This is a genomic window from Asticcacaulis biprosthecium C19 (assembly GCF_000204015.1).
In the GTDB taxonomy this organism is placed as follows: domain Bacteria; phylum Pseudomonadota; class Alphaproteobacteria; order Caulobacterales; family Caulobacteraceae; genus Asticcacaulis; species Asticcacaulis biprosthecius.
This window is the reverse complement of sequence record NZ_GL883078.1, coordinates 46,417-71,479: the sequence shown is the minus strand read 5'-3', so window position 1 is coordinate 71,479 and position 25,063 is coordinate 46,417. Positions and strand designations below refer to the sequence as shown.

21 protein-coding genes and 1 tRNA gene are annotated in these 25,063 nt (G+C 62.1%); 13 read left to right on the top strand and 9 right to left on the bottom strand.

Annotation, left to right across the window (positions count from 1 at the left end):
• The first annotated feature begins 3 nt into the window (after positions 1-3).
• The 7 genes from ABI_RS11025 to ABI_RS10990 all read left to right on the top strand — a co-directional run bounded on the left by ABI_RS11025 (position 4) and on the right by ABI_RS10990 (position 8,413).
• Positions 4-2,433, top strand: coding sequence for a VirB4 family type IV secretion/conjugal transfer ATPase (locus ABI_RS11025; RefSeq protein ID WP_006273046.1), 2,430 nt, complete (start codon positions 4-6; stop codon positions 2,431-2,433).
• Complete coding sequence (locus ABI_RS11020) at positions 2,430-3,716, top strand: TrbL/VirB6 family protein (protein WP_006273045.1); 1,287 nt, start codon at positions 2,430-2,432, stop codon at positions 3,714-3,716. The genes ABI_RS11025 and ABI_RS11020 overlap by 4 nt, the downstream gene beginning before the upstream one ends.
• Entirely contained in the window at positions 3,713-4,501 is a 789-nt protein-coding gene (locus tag ABI_RS11015; protein WP_157138864.1) for a TrbG/VirB9 family P-type conjugative transfer protein, read from the top strand. The genes ABI_RS11020 and ABI_RS11015 overlap by 4 nt, the downstream gene beginning before the upstream one ends.
• Positions 4,501-5,586, top strand: a complete 1,086-nt coding sequence (virB10, locus tag ABI_RS11010; protein WP_006273043.1) for a type IV secretion system protein VirB10 — start codon at positions 4,501-4,503, stop codon at positions 5,584-5,586. The genes ABI_RS11015 and virB10 overlap by 1 nt, the downstream gene beginning before the upstream one ends.
• Position 5,587: 1 nt before the next feature.
• A complete protein-coding gene (virB11, locus tag ABI_RS11005) occupies positions 5,588-6,574 on the top strand; it encodes a P-type DNA transfer ATPase VirB11 (RefSeq protein ID WP_006273042.1) in 987 nt (328 codons plus the stop codon).
• Positions 6,575-6,702: 128 nt separating this feature from the next.
• Positions 6,703-7,656 (top strand): dioxygenase family protein, encoded by a 954-nt coding sequence (locus ABI_RS10995; RefSeq protein WP_006273041.1) that lies wholly within the window; start codon positions 6,703-6,705, stop codon positions 7,654-7,656.
• Positions 7,657-7,687: 31 nt separating this feature from the next.
• Positions 7,688-8,413: a metallophosphoesterase gene (locus ABI_RS10990; protein ID WP_006273040.1), complete on the top strand. Its 726-nt coding sequence runs from the start codon at positions 7,688-7,690 to the stop codon at positions 8,411-8,413.
• On the opposite strand, the gene ABI_RS10985 is transcribed toward ABI_RS10990, so the two are convergent.
• Both ABI_RS10985 and ABI_RS23665 read right to left on the bottom strand, forming a co-directional pair.
• Entirely contained in the window at positions 8,410-9,975 is a 1,566-nt protein-coding gene (locus ABI_RS10985) for a phospholipid carrier-dependent glycosyltransferase (protein ID WP_006273039.1), read from the bottom strand. The genes ABI_RS10990 and ABI_RS10985 overlap by 4 nt on opposite strands.
• Before the next feature lie 255 nt (positions 9,976-10,230).
• The gene (locus tag ABI_RS23665) at positions 10,231-11,157 is read right to left on the bottom strand and encodes a glycine zipper 2TM domain-containing protein (protein WP_006273038.1); all 927 of its coding nucleotides are present in this window, start codon (positions 11,155-11,157) and stop codon (positions 10,231-10,233) included.
• A 197-nt stretch (positions 11,158-11,354) separates the two neighbouring features.
• Between ABI_RS23665 and ABI_RS10975 the strand changes: the two genes are divergently transcribed.
• Positions 11,355-11,585 carry a hypothetical protein gene (locus ABI_RS10975; RefSeq protein WP_006273037.1) on the top strand — a complete coding sequence of 77 codons (231 nt, stop codon included), beginning with the start codon at positions 11,355-11,357 and terminating at the stop codon, positions 11,583-11,585.
• On the opposite strand, the gene dctA is transcribed toward ABI_RS10975, so the two are convergent.
• Both dctA and ABI_RS10965 read right to left on the bottom strand, forming a co-directional pair.
• Complete coding sequence (gene dctA, locus ABI_RS10970; RefSeq protein WP_006273036.1) at positions 11,582-12,865, bottom strand: C4-dicarboxylate transporter DctA; 1,284 nt, start codon at positions 12,863-12,865, stop codon at positions 11,582-11,584. The genes ABI_RS10975 and dctA overlap by 4 nt on opposite strands.
• Positions 12,866-12,915: 50 nt before the next feature.
• Complete coding sequence (locus ABI_RS10965) at positions 12,916-13,872, bottom strand: hypothetical protein (RefSeq protein ID WP_006273035.1); 957 nt, start codon at positions 13,870-13,872, stop codon at positions 12,916-12,918.
• Between the two features lie 83 nt (positions 13,873-13,955).
• On the opposite strand from ABI_RS10965, the gene ABI_RS10960 reads away from it, so the two are divergent.
• Positions 13,956-14,426: a hypothetical protein gene (locus ABI_RS10960; protein ID WP_245531338.1), complete on the top strand. Its 471-nt coding sequence runs from the start codon at positions 13,956-13,958 to the stop codon at positions 14,424-14,426.
• 180 nt (positions 14,427-14,606) lie between these two features.
• Here ABI_RS10960 and ABI_RS23660 read toward each other — a convergent pair whose 3' ends face one another.
• On the bottom strand, positions 14,607-15,395 hold the full coding sequence (locus ABI_RS23660; protein ID WP_006273033.1) for a polysaccharide lyase: 789 nt from the start codon (positions 15,393-15,395) through the stop codon (positions 14,607-14,609).
• Positions 15,396-15,426: 31 nt separating this feature from the next.
• On the opposite strand from ABI_RS23660, the gene ABI_RS10950 reads away from it, so the two are divergent.
• Positions 15,427-16,251: an NAD(P)H-hydrate dehydratase gene (locus tag ABI_RS10950; protein WP_157138863.1), complete on the top strand. Its 825-nt coding sequence runs from the start codon at positions 15,427-15,429 to the stop codon at positions 16,249-16,251.
• On the opposite strand, the gene ABI_RS10945 is transcribed toward ABI_RS10950, so the two are convergent.
• Positions 16,244-17,347: a DUF3667 domain-containing protein gene (locus ABI_RS10945; RefSeq protein WP_006273031.1), complete on the bottom strand. Its 1,104-nt coding sequence runs from the start codon at positions 17,345-17,347 to the stop codon at positions 16,244-16,246. The genes ABI_RS10950 and ABI_RS10945 overlap by 8 nt on opposite strands.
• An 87-nt stretch (positions 17,348-17,434) precedes the next feature.
• Positions 17,435-18,106 (bottom strand): peptide-methionine (S)-S-oxide reductase MsrA, encoded by a 672-nt coding sequence (gene msrA / locus ABI_RS10940; protein ID WP_006273030.1) that lies wholly within the window; start codon positions 18,104-18,106, stop codon positions 17,435-17,437.
• 138 nt (positions 18,107-18,244) lie between these two features.
• Here msrA and ABI_RS10935 point away from each other — a divergent pair.
• Positions 18,245-18,334 (top strand) — tRNA-Ser (locus ABI_RS10935).
• 457 nt (positions 18,335-18,791) lie between these two features.
• Positions 18,792-19,538: a hypothetical protein gene (locus tag ABI_RS10930; protein WP_006273029.1), complete on the top strand. Its 747-nt coding sequence runs from the start codon at positions 18,792-18,794 to the stop codon at positions 19,536-19,538.
• A gap of 186 nt (positions 19,539-19,724) precedes the next feature.
• Here the strand turns inward: ABI_RS10930 and ABI_RS10925 are convergent, their stop codons facing one another.
• Both ABI_RS10925 and ABI_RS10920 read right to left on the bottom strand, forming a co-directional pair.
• A complete protein-coding gene (locus ABI_RS10925) occupies positions 19,725-21,095 on the bottom strand; it encodes a putative bifunctional diguanylate cyclase/phosphodiesterase (RefSeq protein ID WP_006273027.1) in 1,371 nt (456 codons plus the stop codon).
• Between the two features lie 447 nt (positions 21,096-21,542).
• Positions 21,543-23,315, bottom strand: coding sequence for a vWA domain-containing protein (locus ABI_RS10920; protein WP_006273026.1), 1,773 nt, complete (start codon positions 23,313-23,315; stop codon positions 21,543-21,545).
• A 170-nt stretch (positions 23,316-23,485) separates the two neighbouring features.
• On the opposite strand from ABI_RS10920, the gene ABI_RS10915 reads away from it, so the two are divergent.
• Positions 23,486-24,988: a glucuronyl esterase domain-containing protein gene (locus tag ABI_RS10915; protein WP_006273025.1), complete on the top strand. Its 1,503-nt coding sequence runs from the start codon at positions 23,486-23,488 to the stop codon at positions 24,986-24,988.
• The last annotated feature ends 75 nt before the right edge of the window (positions 24,989-25,063 follow it).

Sequence of the window (25,063 nt, the reverse complement as noted above, 5' to 3'; positions counted from 1 at the left end):
ACCATGGCCGACGCGCCCAAACCGCTTAGTGGATTTGCCAGCTGGTTCAAGACTGAACAGCGCGTCGGCGATCGCCTGCCCTATGACTACCTGCTGGACGACCGCACCATCGTGCTGCGCGACGGCTCGCTGATGCAGTCGATCTATCTCGAAGGCTTCGCCTTCGAGACGGCCGACACGGATGAAGTCAACCACCGCCAGATCGTCCGCGCCGCCGCCTTGCGTGCCGTCGGATCGTCGCGCTTTGTGCTGTACCACCATATTATTCGCCGCCGCGTCAGCGTCACCATGCCGGCCGTCTATGACGATCCGGTGTGCAGCCACATCCAGCAGCAATGGCAGGATAAGCTGAAGTCGCGTCAGCTGTTCGTCAACGACCTGTTCATCACCGTCGTGCGTCGCAATCCCAAGGGCAAGGTCGGCTTTGCCGACAACCTGGCCGGTCTGCTGGGGCGCGGCGTCGGCGAGAATGCCCGCCAGGCGGCCCTGGCCAGCACGCACAAGGAGCTGCAGGCGGCGACAGAGGCGTTGATGGCGGCCCTGCAGGCCTATGGCCCGCGGCCTCTGGGCGGCTACGACACGGCCAATGGCCGCTGTTCCGAGCCGCTGGAACTGTTGTCGTGTCTGTATAACGGCGAGATGCGACCGGTGCTCAAGCCGGTGTCGGACGTCGGCCATTACATTCCGTATCGCCGGGTGTCCTTTGGTCTGGAGGCCATGGAGCAGTCCAGCCTAGGCGACGGCAAGGACTTCTCGGCGATCATGAGCCTGAAGGACTATCCACCACACGCCACGCCTGGCATGTGCGACTCGATCCTGCGCCTGCCGTTCGAAATGACGCTGACGGAGAGTTTTGCTTTCGTCGATCGCCAGATTGGCATGGAGCGCATCAACCTGGCCCTGCGCCGCATGCGCGCCGCCGATGAAGAGGCCATGTCGCTGCGTCAGGGTCTGATGGCGGCCAAGGACGACCTGGCGACCGGAAATTTCGGGTTAGGCGAACATCACCTCAGTCTGTTGGTGCGCGCCAAGACGCTGGCCGAGCTAGATCCGGCGGCGGCACAGTGCCTGGCCGCCCTGGCCGATCTGGGCGCTGTAGCCGTGCGTGAGGACGTCAACCTGGAGCCGGCCTTCTGGGCGCAGTTCCCCGGTAACGAAGCCTATATCGCGCGCAAGGCGATGATCTCGACGGGGGCCTATGCCTCGTTTGCCTCGCTACATGGTTTTCCGATCGGCCAGCCGGAAGGCAACCACTGGGGCCAGGCGGTCAGCGTCTTCGAGACCTCGTCGGGCACGCCCTACTATTTCAACTTCCACAAGGCTGATCTCGGCAACTTCACCGTCATCGGGCCGTCGGGTTCCGGCAAGACGGTGGTGCTGAACTTCCTGGCTGCCCAGGCGCAGAAGTTCAAGCCGCGCACCTTCCTGTTCGACAAGGACCGTGGCGCCGAAATCTTTATCCGTGCCGTCGGGGGGCACTATGCCACCCTGCGCCCGGGTGAGCCGACCGGGTTCAACCCGCTGCAACTGCCGGACACGCCGGGCAACCGGTCCTTCCTGCGCGCCCTGATCGCCCAGCTTCTGGCGCGCCAGGACCTGCCGTTGAACTCGGAAGAAGAGGCGATTATCACCGAGGCGGTTGACGCCAATTTCGAGCAGGACCCGCAATACCGCCGGCTGCGCTATTTCCGCGAACTGCTGGGCGGGGTGCGCCGGCCGACGCACGGCGATCTGGCCGCGCGGCTCAATCCGTGGGTCGGGGACGGCGAGTCGGCCTGGTTGTTCGACAACGAGACCGATTTGCTGGACATGGACGCCCGGACCCTGGGCTTTGACATGACCCAGCTACTCAACGAACCGGTCCTGCGCACGCCGTGCATGATGTATCTGTTCCAGAGAGTCGAGGAACGGCTGGACGGCCAGCCGACCATGATCATTATCGATGAGGGCTGGAAGGCACTGGACGACGAAATCTTCGCCGCTGCCATTCGCAACTGGATGAAGACCCTGCGCAAGCGTAACGCTATCCTGGGCTTTGGTACCCAGTCGGCGCGCGACGCCCTGGACAGCCGCATCTCCACCGCCATCATCGAACAGTCGGCGACGCAGATCTTCATGCCTAATCCGCGCGCCCAGGCCGAGGACTATTGCGACGGTTTCGGCCTGACCCTGCATGAGCTGGACCTGATCCGCGCCTTGCCGGCGCATTCGCGCGCCTTTCTGGTCAAGCACGGCAACCACAGCGTCGTGGCGCGGCTGGACCTCAGCTCTATGCCCGATGTCCTGACGGTTTTGTCGGGCCGCGAGAGCACCGTGCGCCAGCTTGATGACCTGCGGGCGCAGTACGGTGACGATCCGCACGACTGGTGGCAGCCCCTGATCGGCACGCCCTATCCCGATACGGTGACGCCCCGAAAGCGAGGCCGCGCATGATGCTGCAAGCCTCCGTCTGCCGCCAGATCACCCTGGTGGGCGAAACCTCGGTCTCCGGGTCGTTGGCGGCCATGGACTGTCATATCAATGCGGCGGTGAAGGTCGGCTACGACCGCCTGTTCGGCGCCGGCGGTGCCTTTGGCTACGCCCTGACGACCATGCTGGTCATCTATGTCGGCCTGATCGCCTACGGCTTTCTGACGGGGCGGACGCAGTTGACGGTGACGATGATGTCGCCGCGCATCATGACCATGGTCCTGGTCCTGACCTTCGTCACCATGTGGCCGGCCTATCATGCCGTCTTCTACGGCCTGTTCATGGGCGGGCCTGACCAGGTTGCGGCGGCCCTGCTGGGGCACAAGGGCAGCGCGGTGATGAACTTCGCCGAGAATCTGGACGGCCTTTTTGTTCGTTTCGCCCAGATTGCCCGAACGCTCGATGGTTCATCGACCGTGGCAACCACGGCGGCGCAGCAGCCGGAACTTGTGGCCAGCCTCATCCAGTCGAAGTCCATGCCGGTGACCCTGTTCTGGCTGAGCGGCCTGTTCTTGCTGTGCTCGACCCTGGGCGTACTGATCCTGACGCGGCTGACGCTCTATCTGCTGCTGATCCTCGGGCCGATCTTCATCGTCCTGGCGCTGTTCCCGCAGACGCGTGGCCTGTTCAACGGCTGGATCCGTACAACGCTTATCTTTGCCTTGGCGCCGCTGCTGACCGTGCTGGGCGGCACGGCGGCCCTGATGCTGTTTGTGCCGCTGATCGAAGCGATTGCCGCGGACCCGCAACGCGCCGTCCAGGCCGTCCAGCCGATGGTCATCCTGTTCATGGGGTCACTGATCTATGCCGCCTTCTTGTTCACCCTGATGTGGGTAGCCTCTTCGCTGGTCCGCGACTGGCAGGCGGCGCTGCGTGAGACGCCGAATGTGCGGGGCAATCCGCCGCCGCTGAACGTGCCGTCGTCCTCGCAGCAAGTCGCCATGTTCAGCAACGCCGCGGGCAGCAGCTTCAATGATGCCTATGCCCGCACGGAGCCCCTGATTACCGCCGTGATGCGCGATGGCGCGGGCGGCGGCCAAGGGGTGGCGGGGTCGTCCAACACTCGCGCCGAGGCGCTGGGGCTCTACGATCCGCAGGCCCGTTCGACGTCCGGCGATAAATTCACCCGTGTCCAGGGCCTGGGCCAGCGCTTCCGCGACCGTACCTCGCCCACCGGCATGCCTGCCGCCGCCAGCCGTGCGGCGCCTCCATCTCCTTCTCCTGGCAGCCAGGAGCCCAAAGCATGATCAAACACCTCTCGCTATCCCTTCTGATGCTCTTCGCGGCCTGTGGCGCTTCAACCTCAGCCTTTGGTCAGGATGAGGACGAAGACGATATCCGCCTGACCACCATCCCCTATGACGCCGGCGCGATCATCGGGCTGGAAGGCTGTATCAACTTCCAGACGATGATTTCGTTCGAAAATGGCGAACTGGTCGAAAATGTCGGCCTGGGTGACGCCGGCCAGTGGCAGGTGACGCCGAACAAGAAGGGCAATCTGCTGTTCGTCAAACCGATCGTCAGCAATGCCTTTTCTAATATGTCGATCGTCACCAACCGCCGCAGCTACAATTTCGAGCTGAGCATGGCGCCGTCGGGCGATTGCGCCCGGGGCCGTGTGGTCTATGACCTGCGCTTCCTGTATCCGCCCACGGCCGCAGCTACATCCGGCCAGCCGGCAAAGGCCGTCGATCCCAACGCCTTCCTGCCGATCCCGGAAAAGCGCAACACCGCCTATACCTATTCGGGCGCGATCGGGCTTGTGCCGATCCGCATTTTCGACGACGGCGTTTCGACCTATCTGCGCTGGCCCGCCGGCGCCGATACCCCGGCTGTCTATGCGATGAATGCCGACAACAGCGAGAGCCTGATCAACTACGCCACGCGCGGTGACTATATGGTGGTCGAGCAGGTGGCGCGCGGATTCGTGCTGCGCCAGGGCGACCAGAAGACGATCCTCTATAACGACGCCTATCGTGTCGAAGGCCTGGACGCCCTGTCGCCCAAGCCGCGCCCGAAAGGAGGCAACTGATGGCCCGCAATCCTCTGCCCGCCGGCAATGATCCGCGCCTGAACCTGCCCGAAAGCGAGCTCGACGCCGCGTCCGCCCACGCCATGCCGCAGGTGGCCAAAAAGGGTGGTCTGGGTGATCACCTGGGTCTGGCCGCCGGAATCATCGGCGTTGGTATACTGGGTATCGTTACTTTTATCAGCCTGGGGAATACGCCGCCCCCGCCGGTCCAGCAGCCGCCGGCGCAGGTGGTCACGCCGCCGGCCTCGACCCTGCCGCCGATCGACCCCAGTGCCAATCCGCCTCTGTTCGAACCGCAGCCGCAGCCAGGTTTCGCGCAGCCCATGCCGCCGCAACAGCCGCAGCCAGGTCCGGCGCCGGTGGATCCGGCCGCAGCGCGCGCCCCGGCGATGATCGTCGACAACTCCAACCCGCCCTCTGCCCAGCAAGCCGCTCAGGCGGCGGCCCCGGCGACGGCTGCGCCCCAGGCGCTGAATTCCAATCAGCAGTTCCTGGCTTCGGCCAATGGCGAGGTCAGCCAGCGCGCCTGGCGTATCGGCGATCCGTCGAAAGTTGTACCGCAGGGGGCGGTCATCCCGGCCGTGCTGGAGACGGCGATCAATTCAGATTTGCCGGGCTATACCCGTGCCGTTGTGTCGCGTGATATCCGCAGCTTCGACGGCACCACCATTCTGATCCCCAAGGGTTCGCGGTTGGTCGGTCAGTACAAGAGCGGCCTGACCAGCGGCGAGACCCGCGCCTTTATCATCTGGAACCGCTTGATCCGCCCGGACGGCCTGTCGATCCAACTGGCCTCCCCGGCGACCGATGACCTGGGCCAGGCCGGCATGTCCGGCAAGGTCGATAGCCATTTCGCCAAGCGTTTCGGTTCGGCTATGCTGCTGTCGGTGGTCAATGGCCTGTCGACAGCCCTGTCCGGCAAGAGTGGCTCGACCATCGTTATCGGTTCGTCGTCGGGCGCCACCGGCCTGATCAGCGATGCCTTGTCCAACGACATGAAGATTCCGCCGACCATCAAGGTGCCGCAGGGGGCCAAGATTCAGGTCTTTGCCGCGCGCGATCTCGATTTCAACCTGGGTCAGTAAGATGGCCATGGCCCTTAATGACGCAGTCATTCCTCTGGACGGCGTCTATCTGCGCACCTACCTCAAGCCGTTCCTGGAGTTTCTGGAACGCGACGAGGTCACCGAGATCCTGGTCAACAAGCCGGGCGAGGTGTGGGTGGAGGCGTCGGGCCAGGCGACCATGCAGCGCTTCGACATGCCCGAGGTCGATGACATCCTGCTGTCGCGTCTGGCGGCGCAGATCGCCCGCATGGCGCATCAGGGCATCAACCGGGAAAATCCGCTTCTCGCCGCCAGCCTGCCGACCGGCGAGCGCGTGCAATTGGTCGGGCCGCCGGCGGCGAAGCACTGGGCCCTGGCCATCCGCCGCCATCGTATGGTCGATATGAGCCTGGACGACTACGATCGCGGTCCCATTCCTGACCTGTCGGGCAAGCGCAAGCGTGACGACGCCGCCTTTGCCCACAAGGACCCTGTCAAGTTTCTGAAAGAGGCCGTGGCGTCACGCAAGACCATACTGATCTCAGGCGGAACGTCTTCGGGCAAGACGACCTTCCTGAACGCGATGTTGAAGGCCATTCCGGCGCATGAGCGCATCATCCTGGTCGAGGATACGCCGGAAATCGTCGACAGCCATGCCAATTCGCTGCGGTTGGTTGCCGTCAAGGGCGATATGGGCGAGGCGCGGGTGACCATCAACGACCTGCTCCAGGCCAGTCTGCGTCTGCGCCCGGACCGGATCATCGTCGGCGAAATCCGTGGCGAGGAGGCCAACACCTTCCTGCGCGCCATCAATACCGGCCACCCAGGCTCGTTCACCACCTGCCACGCCAATACACCAAAGGGCGCTCTGGAGCAGGTAGCGCTGATGGTCTTGCAGTCGGGGACGCAACTGACGCGCAATGAGACCCTGGCCTATGCCAATTCGCTGATCGACGTGGTGGTGCAACTGACCCGCCATGGTGGCGAGCGCCTGGTCAGCGATATCTACCTGCCGACGGCAGAGTAGTTAGTGAAATAAATATTCCAGTTGACACATTGCGGGAAATTTATTTCTCGTTTGAAATGCGGCGTCGAAATTTCCGCCGCAATGGCTTGATATCCCTGAGTCTTCCATCAATCCGGGGATATTTGAGAATGCCAAATTACAAACAGAAAGATTACAGCCAGCAAGATCACGACCACCAAGGTCACGACCACAACGACGAGTCCAGCCTCGACGATTTCATCCAGTCCGCTCTGCCGCGGCGGCGGTTGCTGGGGCTGTTGGGCCTGACCGCCCTGTCGGGATCGGCGCTGGCGGCCTGTGGCGGCGGAGGCAGCGGCAGCGGTTCCACGACGACCACCGTGTCGGTCAGTTCGTCTTCGTCGGCATCAACCTCGAGTTCCAGTTCCAGCAGTGCGTCGTCGTCGTCATCATCCAGTGCATCGGGTACCTGCACCACCTTGCCGGAAGAAACGGCCGGGCCGTATCCCGGCGATGGTTCCAACACCCTGTCGGGCAGCGTGGTCAATGTGCTGAACATCAGCGGCATTGTCCGCAGCGATATCCGTACCAGTGTCGGCGCCTATTCCGGCACCGCCGAGGGCGTGCAACTGACCCTGACCATCACCCTGGTCAATACCAACACCGGCTGTACGCCGCTGGCCGGCTACGCCATCTATCTGTGGCACTGCACGCGCGACGGCAACTATTCGCTCTATACGGTGGCCAATCAGAACTATCTGCGCGGCGTTCTGGTCACCGATAATAACGGACAGGTGACCTTCACCACCATCGTACCCGGCTGCTATTCCGGCCGCATGCCGCACATGCATGTCGAGGTCTATCCCAGCCTGGCCTCCGCAACCTCCTATACCAACAAGATCAAGACGACCCAGTTCGCCCTTGAGCGCGCCTTCTGCGCAACGCTGTATGCCTCGGCGACGGGCTACAGCGCCAGCGTCAGCAATCTCAATAACATCACCTTCGCGACGGACAATGTCTTCAGCGACGATACGGCGGCGCAGTTGGCAGCCTCGACCATGACGCCGGCCGGTACCATCGCCGCCGGCTACGCGGCGTCGATCAATCTGGGAATTGCGGTTTGAGTTTTGCCGCGCCTTGTCCTACATGGGAGGGATGAACTCCCGCATTGCACAATTAACCTACGCCATCGGCGATATTCATGGTTATGACGCCTTATTCGAACGCCTGCTGGACTATATCCGGGTCGACGCCGAGCTGATCGGCGAAAGGCCGCGGGTCATCCTGCTGGGCGACTATATCGATCGCGGTCCGGCATCACGCCAGGTGCTGGACCGCATCCTTCGTCTGCGCGAGGCAACCTGGTGCGACCTGGTTGTCTTGAAGGGCAATCACGAGGAGCAATTGCTGAAGTTCCTGGCCGATCCGATGACCGGGGAGACCTGGCGCATCTGGGGCGGGGCGGCGACTCTGACCTCGTATGGCGTCAGCATGCCGTTCCTGGCCAACGACCCGGGCGTATGGTGCGATGTCCGCGACGACTTTCGGCGCGCTGTGGATCCGGTCCATGTCGAGATGCTGCGGAGCCTGCCGGTCTCTTTCCAGGATGGCGACTACCTGTTCGTCCACGCCGGCGTCGATCCCGACCGGCCTTTGGCCGAGCAGGGGCCGGAGACCTTCATGTACATCCGTGGCCGCTTCCAGCAGGCGGAACAGGCCTGTGAGTATGTTGTGGTTCACGGTCACACCCCCGAGGATCCGGTGACGGATCTGCGCTGGCGTATCGGTGTTGACAGCGGCGTCTATAAGGTCGGCGTTCTCACAGCGGTGCGGCTGCGCGGGGACAACCGGAAGCTGCTTCAGGTGCGGACGGACGGTTAAAGCGAGGTCGCCTCTTCGGAGGGCCGCTTCTTCATCGGCTGGCAGACCACCATCTTCACCGGCCAGTTGCGCAGCTCGCAGGCGCCGCGCGACAGCAACTGATGGTACGTCAGGGGGGCGTAGAACAGGTAGCTGGCCGCGATCAGAACGCTGATGCCGCACAACACGACGAAACGATGCTTGTCGAGGAAGGCGACCTTGCGGGCCACAATCTTGAACACTAGCGACACCAGCATGAAGCTCAGGGCCAGGCCGATGAAGTAGTGGTAGACATACATAACCCGCTGGGTCCCCAGATAGATGTGGAACAGCCAGAAGATCATGAACATGGCGAAGATGCCTTCCAGGCGGTTGAAGTCCTCCACGTGGCCGTCGTCGCCGATCCGGCGCGCTCGGCGGGCTATGATGAGACTCGCCGCGCCGACAATGCCAATGACGCCTAAGCCCCAGTTGACAGGATTGCCGACCATCTGGGTGTAGGCGGTGCGCTTGCCGTCGAAATCCCAGCGGTAGTTGATGATCTTGTGCATGAAGGGCCATAGGATCGGCTGAGAGCCGTTCGGTTCGCTCAGGATCGAGCCGGTGAAGTCGCCCTTCATGTACTTGTAATAGTCGTAGCTGCCGTGCCACAGCACCGCCAGGTCCAGTGGTCGCTTGTCCTCCAGCCAGTCCTTGTAGGTCTGGCTCATGGCACGCAGGTCGCGGTCGCCGGCCTTGGTGCCGGCCTCCGGCGGGTTGGGGTTGAGCACGACATGCAAGGCGAAGATGGCCGCTACGGTGGCGAGGAAACCGCCGGCTGCCACCGACCCGCGGGCCAGCGATCGCAACAGGTTTTCGCGCGTGCGCTCCGTCCACAGGCTGCGCACCAGGGTAATCCCGCACAGCAGCACCATGACCAGCGAATTGACCTTTGTCATAAAGCTTAGGCCGCACAGGATGCCGAAGGCGGCAAAGGCCAGCAGCGGTCGCTTCGGATCCTTGCCGAAGGTGGTCAGCCAGACCAAGACCGCCCCCAGGGTGAAGGTGAGCTGATAAGAATCGAGGTGGGCGGCGCGGAAATGGACGATGAAACTGTTCTCGAAGACGAACAGCAGGGAGAAGACGAAGGCTTCGAAGGCCTCCTTGGTCAGCCGCAAGGCGATCAGGTAGAAGAGCAGGGCGCCGATGACGGCGAAAATGGCCGACGGCATCCGGATGGCATTGAAGTCGTAGCCCTTGGGGATGACGCGGGTATCGAGTTTTTTGACTTCGCCCAGGAAGTGGGTGTCGACCTTGTCGTTGGAGCGGTCGAGCGACTGGCCCAGATCCATGAACATGAAGCCCAGCGGGGGATGCGAAGCGAACTGGGCCTTGTCTTCCTTGTAACGCTCAGCGGCGGTCACGTAGTAGGACTCGTCCCAGAAGGCATTGCTGGGGGTATTGATGTCGCGCAGAAAGTTGAAACAGGCCAGGATCAGGATCAGGGCGCCCAAAATCCAGCGCAGGGTCTGGTCGTCGGCATTCCACAGTTTATTCGCTATGGCTTTGGTGCGGCTGACGACGGACGCGAGAATAGGAGGCATGAACGGCTCTGGGCTGGCTTTTGGGCTCTGAGGAGTCGCCAAAGCTTATGCCCGAAAGAACTTGTGCTGCCTATTGGATTCTGACCGCGTATCTTGCTTGGCGTCGATCATTGTGCTGGACAGCAGGCTAATGCACTCGGTTCCGGCAGGTCGAGTGGCCAGTTTGAAACACTCTTTCAGCGCCTGGGCAGGCGGATATGAAAACGTCCTCTCCCGCGGCCGGGGAGAGGACGTAAACCTGGCAAAAAGATGAGCTTACCAGCCCTTCTTGTGGCCCTTCTTGTGGCCATGACCGCCATGGTTCTTGCTGTGGCCGCCATGCGATCCGCCGTAATAATAGCTGCCGCCACCGTAGGATGCCGACGACGAATAGCTGGTCGAGCTGCTGTAGCTGCTGCCGGTATAGGGCTTGTAGGTGCCGTGGCCGTAGCTGTAGGTCTGTACCGGAGCTCCGGTCGAATAGGACTGACTCGAATAGTACACCGGTCCGCTGCTGTAGGTGGCGCAGGTGCACGGCGTATAGGTCGAGGTCGTCGCCGGGTAGCTGGTATAGCCGCTGTCGTAATAGCCGACACCGTCGTCATAGCTGTTGCTGTAGCTGTCATTCTGGTAGGTGGCGACGGGCTGGCAGCTATAGCGCACGCCGCAGCCGTCAGAATAGGTCTGGGCCGGGGCGCTGTAATAGGTGTCTTCACCTTGATAGGGCTGGCTGTAGTAGCTGCCTGAGGCGTAGCTCTGGGGCTGGCTGTAGGTGTGATAGCCGCCGGAGCTGTAGGTTTGCGGCTGCTGCTGGTAATAGCCGCCATTGTTGTAGCCACCGTTGTCATAGGCCGGTTGCTGTTGCTGTTGCTGATAGTTGCCGCCAGTGTTGTAGGCGCCGTCGGAATAGCCGCGGTCGTAGTTGCGGTCATATTGCTTGCCGACTTTTGAGCCGATCACCCCGCCAATGATGGCGCCGCCGACCGTACCCAGGCCACGTTCGTTCTTCGACACCTGGGAGCCGAGGAGACCTCCGGCGACCGCACCGACCACGGCGCCTGTATTGCGGCCCTTGTTCGGGTCGCGTTGCTGATAATAGCCATCGTCTTCGTAGTATTGGGCGTGCGCTACAACAGGCAGGGCAAGCGCGGCCGCCAGGGTCAGGACGCCGATTTGCAGTTTGCGGTTCAGTTTGCGGTTCATGGGGAGCACCTCCAGCAGGAATTAACCAAATCTTAACACGCACGCATGCGCCCGAACGCGTAAAAAAACAATGGGGCGCGCCCGGTACGCGAAAAACGGTACCCGGTGACTTATGGTTTCTTGATTTTCCGGCAGGTTGATCCGCAAGGCGCGTCGAGGTCCTTGCCACCATAATACGACAAACCGGAGACCTACCTATGCGCCCGATCGTCCTGAAATTGATTCCTGCCTTTGTCGCCGTCACAGCGGCTGTTGCCGTCGCCGCCTGCAATCCGCAGGGTGAACGCTTAACGGCTGACGGCGACGAACTGTCGTCGGCTTTTTCCGAGTATGCCGACTCGGTGCCGCCGAAGAGCTTCGAGCCGGCCTTGCCGCCGGTCGACCTGCCGCAGACGCCGGATGCGTCGCAGAGCGCCGATTCGCGTTAGGTCTTTGTCGGGTTCAGGCCGGCTTTCAGCTGTGACTTGTCCAGTTCGCCTTCCCAGCGTGAGATGACGACGCAGGCCACGCCATTGCCGATGAAGTTGGTCAGGGCGCGGCATTCGCTCATGAACTTGTCGATCCCCAGCACGATCGCCATGCCCGGCACCAGGGCCGGATTGACGACGGCCAGCGTGGCGCCCAGCGTGATAAAGCCGGCGCCGGTAACACCGGTGGCGCCTTTTGAGGTTAGCATGGCCACACCCAAAAGGGTGAGTTGCTGCGTCATCGTCAGCTCGTAACCCAGAGCCTGGGCAATGAACAGCGAGGCCAGGGTCATGTAGATGTTGGTGCCGTCGAGATTGAAGCTGTAGCCGGTCGGAATGACCAGGCCGACCACCGGGCGCGAGCAGCCCAGCGCCTCCATCTTGCGCATCAGGTTGGGCAGGGCGCTTTCCGACGACGAGGTCCCAAGTACGATCAGCAGTTCGTCGCGCAGATAGGCGACGAAGCGGAAGATGGAAAAGCCGCACCACCAGGCGATAAGGCCAAGCACCACAAAGATGAATAGCGCCGCCGTAACATAGAAAGTGGCGATCAGGGCCAGCAGCGATCCCAGCGCCGCCGCGCCGTACTTGCCGAGCGTAAAGGCCATGGCGGCCGCCGCACCCAGGGGCGCCAGCTTCATGATCATATTGATAATGTCGAAGACCAGATGGCTGCCTTCGTCGATCAGGTTGCGAATGCCTTGCGCCGGCGGGCCGATGCGCTGCAGGGCAAAGCCGGTCAGGATGGCGACCAGCAGGACCTGAAGGATATTGCCCTCGGCAAAGCCGCTGAGCAGGGTGTCAGGAATGATGTGCAGCAGGAAGTCGCTTAAGGATTCGTGCGCTTCGGGGGTGACGTATTTGGCCACGGCTGCAGCGTCGCCGGCGGCGCGCATGCCGGCGCCGGGCCGGACGAAATTGGCGACCAGCAGGCCTATCACCAGGGCGAAGGTCGAGACGATCTCGAAATAGAGGATGGTCTTGATGCCGACGCGGCCGACCTGTTTCGCCTCAGTGACCTGACCGATGCCGGAAACCACCGTGCAGAAGACGAGGACGGCGATGGTCATCTTGATCAGCTTGATGAAGCCGTCACCGATGGCCTTCATCCACGGCTGTGACGCGAACTGCGGCCATAGCAGGCCGATGGCCGCGCCGAGGACCAGTCCGATCAGGACCTGGATGTAGAGTTGCCGCCAGAGCGGTGTCCTGGCCTTGGCGGGAACTTCCGGTGAATCCATGTGTCGCCCCTGTTTTGCGCGACCCTACAGAGGTTCGCGGAGCGCGACAATCACTGCGTTAGGGTCAGACTTGCCTTGAGCGACCTGACTCTTGCCCGGGCATGAGTGCCGGAGACGACGCCGACTGTCCCGGCCGCGGTGAAGGTAATGGCCGTCAGCGAATAGGTGCCGGGCTGGAGCGTCTTGCTGACACGGGCATCCAGGTCGTTACATTCCTCGGATGCCGCCCAGGCCAGGCCGACAAAGACGCTGCAAAACTTGGCGACCGTTTTGACGCCATCGATGCCGAAAAAGCCCGACGCGTCCGAGGCCGCGCCGCCCAATATGCCCAGGGCGAAGACTTCGTTGCGCAATTCCGCCGACATGGAGACGGTCGTCGTAGCGCCGGCGGGCACGGTGAAGTCGTAGGTGAGATATCCGCTGTTGCTGCAAACGCCGGCTTCGGCGGCCCAGACCGAGGTGTCCAGGGTGCCGCCTGAGAGCGTCACCCCGGCCCCCGAAATCGCGCCACAGCTTTGCTGGATATCCATGTCGAAATCGGAAAGCCTGACGTCGGTGGTCGTCCTGACGGGCGGCGGCGGGGCGGGCGTGCCGTCGTCGTCCTTGTAGCCGACGGCGTAGAGGCCATCGACGATACGGAATTTCATGCCGGGGTAGAGGTGGGCCAGTTCAGCGACCGTCATGGTCCAGTCAACCTTCGCGGCCAGCAGGACCTTTTTGTAGCCCCTGCTGTGGCTGGCCCGAAAGGCGGTGATAGCGGTCTGGCGCTGTTTGGGATCGGTCATCGCCGCCAGGGCTTTCAGATCCTTGTCGATCGCGGCTTTCAGCACCGGGTCGGCCGCCAGTGCTTTGGCGATGGCGGAGTCATGACGGGCCAGGATGGCGCGGGCCTTGGCCTGATGGGACGGGTTATAGAGGCTGGCGGGTAAGGTCTTGGCGTGGGCAGAGAAGGGGGCAACCAGAATGAGCAGGGCGGCGAAAATGGCGAGAGATGTGAAATAGCGCATGGCGGACTTCCCGGCAGCTTGAAATGGCGCGATAAGGCGGCGTGCGGGCGTGTGCAGCAATACCGCATTTGAGGGAGTTGACCTTGGCAGCCTTGCGGCGTGGATTGACGGTTGGCGAGGTTTCGGCTTTGCCGCCCGGTCTGGTGGCGGCGATCGATGCGGCCGGCGTTGAGTTGCTTCGGGCCCACCTGTGGGTGTCGTATCTGGCCATGCTGATCGGGCGTGGCGCGCAGATCGTGGTGCGCGGGCGCAGAATCTTCTGGCCGCATCTGCCGGCCGATGTCAGCGATACTCCGGAGTTGCTGGCGGTGCTGGCACACGAACTGACCCATGTCTGGCAATATGCGCACGGCATGACCTTGTGGCGGTACATCCTGCGCGAACGTGGGCGGTACGGCTATGTTCTGGATGGCCGGCCGTTCGCGGACTTTGGCTACGAGCAACAGGCCTCGATCGTCGAGGATTGGGTGCGGATGCGGCTGGGCTTGATGGCGCGACACAGCGAACGGCTGGTTCGGCTGAGCGACCTGGCTGAGGTCGTGCCGTTTGCTTGACGAGGTGTGCAGGGGGGGGCATTCGTAAGAAATTTGACCGCGAACCACACGAACCACACGAACTTCAGGCATTTTTTGAACCCGCCGCGAAGCGGTATATTCGATGGATAAAAAGCCGCTGCGCAGCGTGAGGCACACCCTTAAGTTCGTGTCTGTTCGTGTGGTTCGTGGTTAAAATCCTCACTGACCTAGCGGCGACTCCGCTGACACTAGGAAATCATCGAAGTACACCGTCTGGTCGGAGGGCGGGGCCCAATCGAGCGTGGCGCCGCCGAAGAAGGTGTCCATCTTGATGCCGTTGATCATCACCGTCGCCGACCGCCGCCATACCCGGTCCTCCATGAGCAAAACCTCGATGCCGTCGATATACTGAACCAGTGAGCCATTGGCCTGGCCGACGTCGTTCAGCACCACGTGCTGGGTCAGGACATACCATCTCCCCGCTTCGAACCGGCCCAGGGCATAGTTGTCGCCGCAGTCGTCCGTCTTGCCGGGATGATAGAGATAGGACCATGCGCTGCCGTCCGTTCGCCACATCAGGCGGGTGGTGAAGCCGTCGAAACTACCGTCCTTCAGGCAACCCGTCGGAAAGCCACCACCGCCCAGACCGGGAAGTTTCCCGCCCTTCACCCAGGCAAAGCCCGGCGCGAACATCACCCGATATTGCAGCCAGTAGGACGAAGCTGGTGCAAACCGCGTGGTAAAGGTCATGGCCGAATTGCCGCCGATCAGACCGGCCGGATAGGTCACGCGCAGGACTGCATTGTCCGCATCCAATGGGTCGGTGGCTATCACCGTTCGCCCGGCGACAAGGCCGGTCGATTCGGATGGCGCCAGGCCCCAGTCGGCCTGAAAGTCGGCCGCCGCATAGAGGCCCGGCGCATAACGGTTGAAGTCGACCGAAAGGACGGCTTCGGCCTGAGCCGGTGCGGCCATGGCCAGAATCAATGCAACAATCCCTGCCTTCATCTTCGGTCTCCTTGCCGCTATGATAGGCGGCATGACCGTTCACGACAATTCTCCCGATCTCTGGCGCAGCACTTTCCCGCATCCGTCCGCCGAAGGCAGCAAATATGATCGCGGCCATGCCGTCGTTTTGGGCGGGCCGATGGCGGCGACCGGCGCAGCGCGGCTGGCGGCGCGTGCGGCCTTGCGGATCGGAGCGGGACTGGTCTCCATCGCCTGCGATCCGGCCAGCCTGATAGTCTATACCACGGCCTTGCAAGCCGTCATGACCAAGGTGGTGCGAGACGAAGCGGCTTTTACGGATCTGATCGCGGACCCGAGGGTGACGGCGACGCTGATGGGGCCGGCGGCTGGCGTCAATGACCGCACCCGCAACCTGGTCCTGGCGGCGCTGGCGGCCCGCAAGGCCTGCGTCCTGGATGCCGACGCCATCACCGTATTCAAGGACAAGCCGGACGAACTGTTTGGCGCCATCCGCTCGCCGGTCGTGCTGACGCCCCACACCGGCGAATTTGCTCGGCTGTTCGGTGAAGTCAGTGACCGCGAAGCCAGCGCCTTGCGTGCCGCCAGAACCAGCGGGGCGGTGGTGTTGCTGAAGGGAAGGGATACAGTCATTGCCACGCCGGATGGCCGGGTCGTGGTCAACCGCGATGCCCCGCCTTGGCTGGCAACGGCAGGGTCGGGCGACGTCCTGGCCGGGTTTGCTACAGGCCTGATGGCGCAGGGCATGGCGGTGTTCGAAGCTGCCTGCGCCGCAGCGTGGATTCATGCCGAATGCGCCCGCGCCTTCGGTCCCGGCCTGATCGCGGAGGACCTGGAAGCGGAGGTGCCCTCTCTGCTGCGAACCCTGCTTAGATAGTTGCGATCGCGACGACCATGATGGCCAGCATGCCGGTGGCAAAGCAAAGTCCGGTCAGGATGGAGACGAATAGCGCCTTCACCGCAGAGGTAAGGAACGATGAGCCGTAGGCGCCGCGCATGGTGAAGAAGAGGTTGACCGGCACGCCGATCGCCATGATCCGCGCGACCCAGAGCCCGATACCTTCCGGAAGGGCGAGGGAGACGGCAAAACCAAGAAATACGAAGGACAGCAGGTTCATGGCGACGATCAGATGATCGTAGATGTAGAACTGCCGTTTGCGCAGGTTCACCAGGGCCAGAACCAGCCCCAGGATCGGCAGCAGAAAAACGGCCAGGCGGTGGCCCCACGTAAACATCAGCAGGAAGTAGTGTTTCGGGTTTTCCAACGCCCGGGCCATGGAGCCCTTCAGCCACTCTGGCTTGACGTCCGATTGCGCGATCATGCCGCCGAGGTATTTTGCGTCGTCCTCGGTCATGGCGAAGAGAGCCACGCTGCGGGTCGTTGTGCCGTCCGCCTCGACTTCGGTCATCGGGCCGGTGCCTTTGCGACCGGACTCGAACAGGGCGACCTTGGTGTCCTCCTTGCCGGTTGCTGAGGTGGCATGCGCGGCTTGCGCCGGGGCATGGGCCGCTTCGCTATGGCCAGCCTCAGCATGGCCAGCCGCAGCATCGCCCGCGTCGGCGTGCGCGGCGTCCGGATGCTGAGCCGCGTGCATGCTGTGTTCGATACGGTGTTCGGCGGCGAAGATGAACAGCAGCAGGGCCACGAGGAAGAGCCGGAACGGCGGCACGTGCCGGGTGATACGGCCTTCGAGATAGTCGCGGTTCAGGGTGCCTGGCCGGAAGAACAGCGGCGGCAGGGTGCGCCACAGCCGGCCGTCGAGGTGGAACAGGCCTTCGATGGCCTCCCAGGTGAGGTGAAAGATATTGCGGTGGCGTTGATCGGCATTCTGGCCACAGACGTGGCAGAATTGGCCCGACAGTTCAGTGTCGCAGTTCTTGCACAGCGCGCCGGGTTCGGGGGTAAAGGCCTTGTGGCGCTTGAACAGCGAGTTCAGGCCGTCCAGCGAGAAGATTTCCAGTTCCTTGACCATGCCCGTCCCATATAAAAAGCCCACCGCCAGTTACCGGCGGTGGGCCTGATTTGTAAAGAGGTTGCGGGTGAAAGAAGTTTTTGGAAATCAGATGGCGCAGACGGCGCCCGTGCCCTTCAGGCCGCAATAGCCGTCCGGATTCTTGTGCAGATAACCCTGGTGGTAGTCCTCGGCGAAGAAGAAGGGTTTCGCCGTGGTCTGGCCGGGGGCCTCGGCATCGGCGGGCGTCGCCGGGCCGAAAATCTCGGTGGTGATGGCGCCCTTGCCGATGGCGGAAAGGGATCTTTGATAGTCAGCCTTGCTGGCCAGGGTGGCGTCGTACTGATCCTGCGTGGTCGTAAAGATGGCCGAGCGGTATTGGGTGCCGACGTCATTGCCCTGACGAAAGCCCTGGGTCGGGTCGTGGCTTTCCCAGAACAGCTTGAGCAGTTGGGTGTAGGAGATGGTCTTGGGATCATAGACGACCAGCACGCCTTCGGTGTGGCCGGTCTGGCCCGAGCAGACCTCCTTATAGGTCGGATTGGGCGTGTAGCCGCCGATATAGCCGGCGGCGGTGGTGAACACGCCGTCCTGCTGCCAGAACTTGCGCTCGACGCCCCAGAAACAGCCCATGGCGAAGACGACCTGCTCGGTGTCGGCCGGGTAGGGGCCTTTCAGCGGCGTGCCCAGTACGGCGTGGGTGGTTTCGGTGGGGATGGCGTCGCTGCGGCCGGAGAGGGCCTGGGTGGGTGGCACCATCTGGGTTTTGAGACCGAACATGTTGGTATTCCCTTTCGTTGCGCGATGTATACGCGCCTGGCGCCTATATGGTTACAAAAAAAGCTTGGCAAAGGGGCTTGCTCATTCATGCGGCGACGTTATAAGGGCCGTCTTCCGAATGCCGATGGCTGCCGGGATGGACAGATGGCGGAGTGGTCGATCGCGCACGCTTGGAAAGCGTGTGTACGTGCAAGCGTACCGAGGGTTCGAATCCCTCTCTGTCCGCCATCTCATAGAAAAGGCCCCACTTTTGGGGCCTTTTCTATGAGATGAAGAGAGGGTTCGAACCCTCGAACTAGAATGTGGGTTCGTAACCGGAGCGTTAGCGGAGGTTCGGCGCAGCGCAGCGAAGCCAATCCCTATCTGTCCGCCATCCCAAAGACAAAGCCCCTTGCGGGGCTTTTTCTATCTTCGGCGGGGCGCGGCCATCCTAAAACAACGATAGAATATCAGACTGGAAACCTTCGAACTCAGCCGCTTGCAATTTCAGAAACAAGCGGCCTAATATCAACTCACAAAAAGACCAAACTCTCCGCTATTACGCGAGCGATTTCGCCCCGATGTGTTTGACGAGGACAATACCAAAAGCAGTTTGCCAATTTTTGGATAGACATTAGGCGTCACGAATTTTTAGAGCAACGGCGAGCGTCTACATGGGCGCGCGTTGCTCGAGTGCAGGAACATTATGAACATACCAACCAAGACTCTGCTCACCATCTGCACGACGAGTTTTTGTCTGTTTGCAACGGCAACAGCCTCCGTCGCGCAGGATAAGTCCCTCATCATTCAATCGACGAATGCGAACACCGAAGCCAAATACCTGATGGGTCGTGCTGAAGAGGTCGAGGCCTCAGACGCGGCGATGGCATGCGGTTACTATATCGACGCGCTGAAGTCGTGGGACACGGCGTTGACCAAGTTTCGGGAATTTGCTGCTTCTAACCCTAAAGGCGACAAAGCCCGCCAAGCGACCATCATTGCGGATCTGACGGCGCGTCGGGCCGATGCCGAAGACCGGCGCGCCCGGGTCTGCGGCGCAGCGGACAAGGACAACGCCGCCAGGGAGGCCAAATATCAGGACCTCATGGCCCCCTTCCACGCCGAACTGGCGCAAGCCGCGTCTGATGAAGCGATTGGGGACCAATCCTTCGCGCGCAACGAAGCGCAGAACGCCCTGAACGCCTACATCAACAGCCTCAATGCGCTGATGAGGGCTGGAAAAATTCTGACCGACCTTAACCAAGAGGTGACCGGGTGGAATGGGACGGCCCAAAAAGTAAACTTTATGGACCTGACGCAGCGTACGGTCGACTTACTGGCCGCCCTTGGCAAGAAGCTGGTGACCACCTGTAACACGTGGCCTCAGGTCTATGCGGCCGCCGGCGATCAAAAAAAGTGCGACGCGGTTTTCGCGACGTGGCCGAACGGCTAAGGCCTTACGCCGCCAGCGTCGGCAGGTCCGACATGGTCTCCCTGTTTCGGCGCTTGCTCTTGCTATCGAGATCCAGCCGCTCATAGACATAGATCAGGCCTTCACACGGCGCAAACGGCACCTGGTGGGATTTGAGGGCTTTGGCTGGGTTCGAAAGGCTACAGGCTGGCGCTGTTGCCCATCCGGCTAAAAGCTTTTGCGTTCAGCGGTTTGGCGGGCCTTGAGCCAAGTCAGAATATGGCTACGGCTTTGCGGCTTCGAGAACAGATAGCCTTGCAGGTGTGAGCAGCCGAGAAGTTGCAGCGCCTGGCGCTGGTCCTCGGTCTCAACGCCTTCGGCCACGACCTTCAGGCCCAGACCCCGCGCCAGGTGAATGACCGCGCTGATGATCGGCGCCGCCTGAGGCTCAAGGCCCAGGCCGTCGATAAAGCATTTGTCGATCTTGATGACGTCGAGCGGGAAGTTCTTGACGCTGAACAGCGACGAATAGCCGGTGCCAAAATCGTCCAGTGCAATGCCAAAGCCTAGAGACTGCAAAGCGCCCAGGGTTTCGGCGGCGCCGCGGGCGTCCTCAAAAAAGGCAGTCTCGGTGACTTCGATATGGACGCGGTGGTAGGGGACACCGGCGGTATCGGCATGGCCGCGCAGAATTTGGACCATGTCGGCGCCGTTGAACTGACGCGCCGACAGGTTGATGGCGACATATTGCTGGGGCCAGTCGCAACAGTCGTTCAGCGCCTGGCGAATGACCCAGTCGCCGATGCTGCGGATCAGGCCGCTTTCCTCGGCGATCGGGATGAAGACAGCCGGCGACACCTGGCCCAGCTCGGCGCTTTTCCAGCGCAGCAGGGCCTCGAAGCCGGCGACGTTGAGGGTGTTGCCATCGATGATCGGCTGATAGTGAAGTTCCAGTTCTTTGCCGGCGATGGCCTTGGACAGGCCGGCTTCGATGGCACGGCGGCGGCGCAGATTGTCGTCCAGGCTTTTGTCAAAGCGGCAGATGCGGTTGCGGCCGGCGCGCTTGGCGGCGAACAGGGCGATGTCGGCGCAGCGCATCAGGTCGGTCACACCGCGCAGACCCGAATCCTGGCCCAGGAACAGGCCGATCGAGGCGCCGATCTGGATGGTGTTGCCATTGACGTCGAAGCCGGCGGCGCAGGCGTCCATAACCTGCTGGCAGGCGGCCTCTGCCGTTTCGCCGTCGTCGGCGGCGAGAATCAGGCCGAATTCGTCACCGCTCAGCCGCGCGAGGAAGGCATCCAGGGGTAGGGTGGCGCGCAGCCGGTCGGTAACGTCGCAAATCAAAGCGTCGCCGGCGGCGTGCCCATAGGTGTCGTTGACGTATTTGAAGCGGTCCAGGTCGATCAGGGCCAGGGAATAGGGTGCTTCATGGTTCAGACGTTGGCTGAGCTCGCGCTGGAAGGCGGCGCGATTCGGCGCACCGGTTAGGAAATCGTGATAGGCGGCATGGACGGCGCGGGCCTCGCTTTCGCTCAGCTGTTTCACTTTTTCCTGCAGATCCTGCAGAGATGCTGCGTCGTTAACGATCGTCTTCATCGGTTTTGCCACCCTTCCGGTCGCCCGCAGGCTAGGCCAGATGTGTTAAAAAGCCGTGGCGGCAAACGATTGAACCGGTTGAGAACTCAGATAACGGCGCGATTTGGAGTTGTGAACCCGGCGAGTTCTCCCGAAAAACCGTTAAGCTTGAAACAGTTCGTATTCGGTATTACAGTGACTCGTCGCTGCGATCACTTCCCCCCCCTCGAACGTGGCGACATTGACGGGCACTCTGCCCCCCAGGGTGCCCGTCTAACCCAATCCTTTTTCCGAAAATCAAACCTGCAACCCGCTGCTGCCCCCGTGTGCGCTACCGGGAGCATGCCGGCATTGAAAAGACCCATCCATGCCGGACGGGCCTTTTCGCGCTCTCACCACGCTCCAGTCCTCATGCCCAAAAGTGGTCCGCCACTTTTGGGATAAACATGAGGCGTCAAAGGCGCCAACTCATTGGCGAACCTTGGCGGTTTCGGCCAATCGGGTCAACTCCAGAAATTCCTGGCGGCGATAGTCGCTTTGCGTGCCGGCCAGGGCGCGGGCATCGCCAAGGCCATAGCCGCCCAAGTATGTGTCGCCGCGCAGGATTTGACCATAGGCCGCCACACTGACGGCAAAGGCCATATCTCCGCGCGCGGGTTGGGCATTGGCCACACTGGACGCCGGGATGGCCCGCTCGATCAGGCGAGACGTGTTCTCGCCCGGCAGCTTGTAGCGCAGCTTCAGCCAGACCAGTTGCTCGCCCTGGGATGAGGTCTTGGCGTTGTTGGCGGTGAAGTGGCGGTCGGGCAACCAGCCTTTGGCGCCGGTCGGGACGATCTCATAGATGGCCGTGACCTGGTGACCGGCCCCGATATCGCCGGCATCGACCTTATCGTTGTTGAAGTCTTCCTCGGCCAGGGCGCGGTTCTCATAGCCGATCAGTCGGTATTGCGACACCAGGGCCGGATTGAACTCGACCTGGATCTTGACGTCCTTGGCGACCGTGAACAGGGTGGAGGACAGTTCATCGTCCAGGACTTTGCGGGCTTCCATGGCGCTGTCGATATAGGCGTAATTGCCGTTGCCGACATCGGCCATCTTTTCCATCAGGGCTTCGTTGTAGTTGCCGGTACCGAAGCCCAGCGCCGTCAGGGTGACGCCCGACTCACGGTTTTGTTTGACCAGGGCCTCGACCTCGCCGATCGACGAAATGCCGACATTGAAGTCGCCATCGGTGGCCAGGATGACACGGTTGATCCCGCCTTTGATGAAGTTGGCTTCGGCCGTGGCATAGGCCAGCGCCATGCCCTGACCGCCCGCTGTCGACCCGCCGGCCGACAGGCATTCCAGCGCCTGTTTGACGTACTTGCCTTCGTGGGTGGGGGCCAGAACCATGCCGGCGGCACCGGCGTAGACAACGATCGACACCTTGTCGTCCGGGCGCAGGTTGTCCGAGAGCATGGACAGAGCGGTTTTGACCAGGGGCAGCTTGTCCGGGTCGTTCATCGAACCGGAGACGTCGACCAGGAAGACCAGGTTGGCGGCGGGGCGCTCCGACCGCGGCACGTCATAGGCGCGCAGGCCGACGCGCATCAGTCGGGTTTGCGCGTTCCACGGGGTTTGCGCCACATCGGTGGTGATCGAGAAGGGCTTGGACCGGTCCTGGGGCAGCGGATAGTCGTAGCGGAAATAGTTGAGCAGTTCCTCGGTGCGGACGGCGGCTTCGGTCGGTGTGGTGCCGTCGTTCAACATTCGGCGGACATTGGCATAGGCGCCGGTGTCGACATCGACCGAGAAGGTGGAGACCGGCGTTTCCGTGACACGCATGACGGATGAGACGGACTCGCCATTGTATTTTTCGGTGTTCGGCGCCTCGCGCGCTTCATAGGCCGGTGCGGCGCTTCTCTTCATTTGCACCGAGCTTTGCAGGGCCGGTCTGTTGCCTGTGACGACGACTGCGTCCGAAGTCGCGGCAGGCGACTGAGACACGGGTGCCGGCGCCGGAGGAGGAGGTGGCGGCGGCGGAGGCGCAATGAACGATGGTGCTGACTGCGGCGGTGAGGCGGAAAAGCCACCCGGAAGTCCGGAACTGGTGTAGTAGTATTCTTGTCCGGGATTGCCCGCCTGGCATTTGACAGGCGATGCCTCGTTCAGAACCGGTGTCGTGGCCATGGCCACGGGGACCGGTGCGCTGGCGCCGACCACCATGGCGGCCGCGCCCGCAAGTAACATTCCACGCATGAAAACCTCCCTGAGCGTCCCTCACGAACGCCGCTATCTCAGGTTTTGCCCGGATTGGGCGCAAAATATGTCCGCGATTGTGGCAATTGTGGCCGAAGAGGTCAGACCTAAATCGCTTTGCGTCTGACCAATTTGTGTGAAAGAGTACCGGCAAAAATACGGAGGTTGAGATGCGCGCCACACTGACATCCCTGATCCTGCTGGGAGCCTTGCTGGGCCTGCCCTGCGCGGCGAAAGCGCCGGTAAATCTTACCGCCGAACAGGACCACCGCAACATGCTGGATCAACTGGGTATCGCCGCGATTCGGCCTGGTCCAAGTGGTGACGAAAAGGCGCCCAACGCCGCCAATACCGACGAGGCGAAGGCCAATCCGTACCCCGACTGGCCGCAGATCCTGGTGGCGGGCGACGGCAGCAAGGTGTCCACTTCCGAACAGTGGTGGCAAAAGCGCCGGCCTGAAATCGTCGAGGCCTTCGAGCGCGAGGTGGTCGGGCGGGTACCCGCCAACGTCCCGGGGGTGACTTGGACAGTCGAGGCCTCGGAGACCGAATTCATCAACTGGAAGCGCGTCACGGCGACCAAGCTTATGGCCCATGTCGACAATTCGGCCTATCCGGAGATCGCCGTGGATTTCCCGGTCATGCTGATCCTGCCGGAAGGCGCGGCGCAGAAGCCGGTGCCGGTTCTGGTGATGTTTACATGGGGCGCAATCAAATTTCCGGCGCCGGTCCAGCCTCAACCCGACGAGATCGGTCGCATCAATGCCGCTATGAAGGCCGAATTGATTGCGCGCGATCCATCGCTTGCGGCCGTCTTTGCCCGGTATCCGGGCTACGATCTTGTGACGCCGGCGCCGTTCCCGCCACCACCGGGATCGGGGCCTGAGGAGCGTATCCAGCAGTTGGTGGCCGATGGCTGGGGCGTGGCCTTGGTCAACCCGACCCATATTCAGGCGGACAATGGCGCGGGTTTGACACGGGGGATCATCGGGCTGACCAATCAGGGCCAGCCGCGCAAGCCCGAGGACTGGGGGGCGCTGCGGGCCTGGGCGTGGGGCGCGTCGCGGGTGATGGACTATCTCGAGACCCGGCCGGAGGTCGACTCGAAGCATGTCGGCATCGAGGGGGTTTCGCGCTACGGCAAGGCGGCCCTGGTGACCATGGCGTTTGATCAAAGGTTCGATCTGGGGCTGATCGGGTCGGCCGGTGAGGGCGGCGTTAGTCCGTACCGCCGCAACTATGGTGAGATGGTCGAAAGCCTGGCGGGTTCTGGCCAGTATCACTGGATGGCGGGGAATTTTTTAAAGTATGCCGGGCCCAAGACCGCCAAGGATTTGCCGGTGGATTCGCATATGCTGATTGCCCTGGCGGCACCGCGGAAGGTGTTCATCTCCTACGGCGTGCCTGAGATGGGCGACGCCTTGTGGCTGGACCAGCAGGGCAGCTATATGGCGACCGTGGCCGCGGGGTCGGTGTGGAAGCTGTTGGGCGCCAAGGATCTGGGGGTTGGAAATGACTATCAGACGGCCAAGATGCCGCCCGTTCTGACGCCTTTGCTGGAGGGGGAGTTGGCCTGGCGTCAGCATGACGGCGGGCATACGGACGCGCCGAATATGGTGCATTTCCTGAAGTGGGCGGATGGTAAGATCGGGCGACAGAGCGGGGTGCCGTAAGGGTTTATATTACCTCTCCCCGCCAAAGCGCTATCGTATGCACACATCTACCTGACATTCCGAGTTCGTTTTTTC

Excerpts from the sequence above, each read along its gene's own strand:
- ABI_RS11025 (WP_006273046.1), top strand. The coding sequence starts at position 4 with ATGGCCGACGCGCCCAAACCGCTTAGTGGATTTGCCAGCTGGTTCAAG.
- ABI_RS11020 (WP_006273045.1), top strand. The coding sequence starts at position 2,430 with ATGATGCTGCAAGCCTCCGTCTGCCGCCAGATCACCCTGGTGGGCGAA.
- ABI_RS11015 (WP_157138864.1), top strand. The coding sequence starts at position 3,713 with ATGATCAAACACCTCTCGCTATCCCTTCTGATGCTCTTCGCGGCCTGT.
- virB10 (WP_006273043.1), top strand. The coding sequence starts at position 4,501 with ATGGCCCGCAATCCTCTGCCCGCCGGCAATGATCCGCGCCTGAACCTG.
- virB11 (WP_006273042.1), top strand. The coding sequence starts at position 5,588 with ATGGCCATGGCCCTTAATGACGCAGTCATTCCTCTGGACGGCGTCTAT.
- ABI_RS10995 (WP_006273041.1), top strand. The coding sequence starts at position 6,703 with ATGCCAAATTACAAACAGAAAGATTACAGCCAGCAAGATCACGACCAC.
- ABI_RS10990 (WP_006273040.1), top strand. The coding sequence starts at position 7,688 with ATGAACTCCCGCATTGCACAATTAACCTACGCCATCGGCGATATTCAT.
- ABI_RS10985 (WP_006273039.1), bottom strand. The coding sequence starts at position 9,975 with ATGCCTCCTATTCTCGCGTCCGTCGTCAGCCGCACCAAAGCCATAGCG.
- ABI_RS23665 (WP_006273038.1), bottom strand. The coding sequence starts at position 11,157 with ATGAACCGCAAACTGAACCGCAAACTGCAAATCGGCGTCCTGACCCTG.
- ABI_RS10975 (WP_006273037.1), top strand. The coding sequence starts at position 11,355 with ATGCGCCCGATCGTCCTGAAATTGATTCCTGCCTTTGTCGCCGTCACA.
- dctA (WP_006273036.1), bottom strand. The coding sequence starts at position 12,865 with ATGGATTCACCGGAAGTTCCCGCCAAGGCCAGGACACCGCTCTGGCGG.
- ABI_RS10965 (WP_006273035.1), bottom strand. The coding sequence starts at position 13,872 with ATGCGCTATTTCACATCTCTCGCCATTTTCGCCGCCCTGCTCATTCTG.
- ABI_RS23660 (WP_006273033.1), bottom strand. The coding sequence starts at position 15,395 with ATGAAGGCAGGGATTGTTGCATTGATTCTGGCCATGGCCGCACCGGCT.
- ABI_RS10950 (WP_157138863.1), top strand. The coding sequence starts at position 15,427 with ATGACCGTTCACGACAATTCTCCCGATCTCTGGCGCAGCACTTTCCCG.
- ABI_RS10945 (WP_006273031.1), bottom strand. The coding sequence starts at position 17,347 with ATGGTCAAGGAACTGGAAATCTTCTCGCTGGACGGCCTGAACTCGCTG.
- msrA (WP_006273030.1), bottom strand. The coding sequence starts at position 18,106 with ATGTTCGGTCTCAAAACCCAGATGGTGCCACCCACCCAGGCCCTCTCC.
- ABI_RS10930 (WP_006273029.1), top strand. The coding sequence starts at position 18,792 with ATGAACATACCAACCAAGACTCTGCTCACCATCTGCACGACGAGTTTT.
- ABI_RS10925 (WP_006273027.1), bottom strand. The coding sequence starts at position 21,095 with ATGAAGACGATCGTTAACGACGCAGCATCTCTGCAGGATCTGCAGGAA.
- ABI_RS10920 (WP_006273026.1), bottom strand. The coding sequence starts at position 23,315 with ATGCGTGGAATGTTACTTGCGGGCGCGGCCGCCATGGTGGTCGGCGCC.
- ABI_RS10915 (WP_006273025.1), top strand. The coding sequence starts at position 23,486 with ATGCGCGCCACACTGACATCCCTGATCCTGCTGGGAGCCTTGCTGGGC.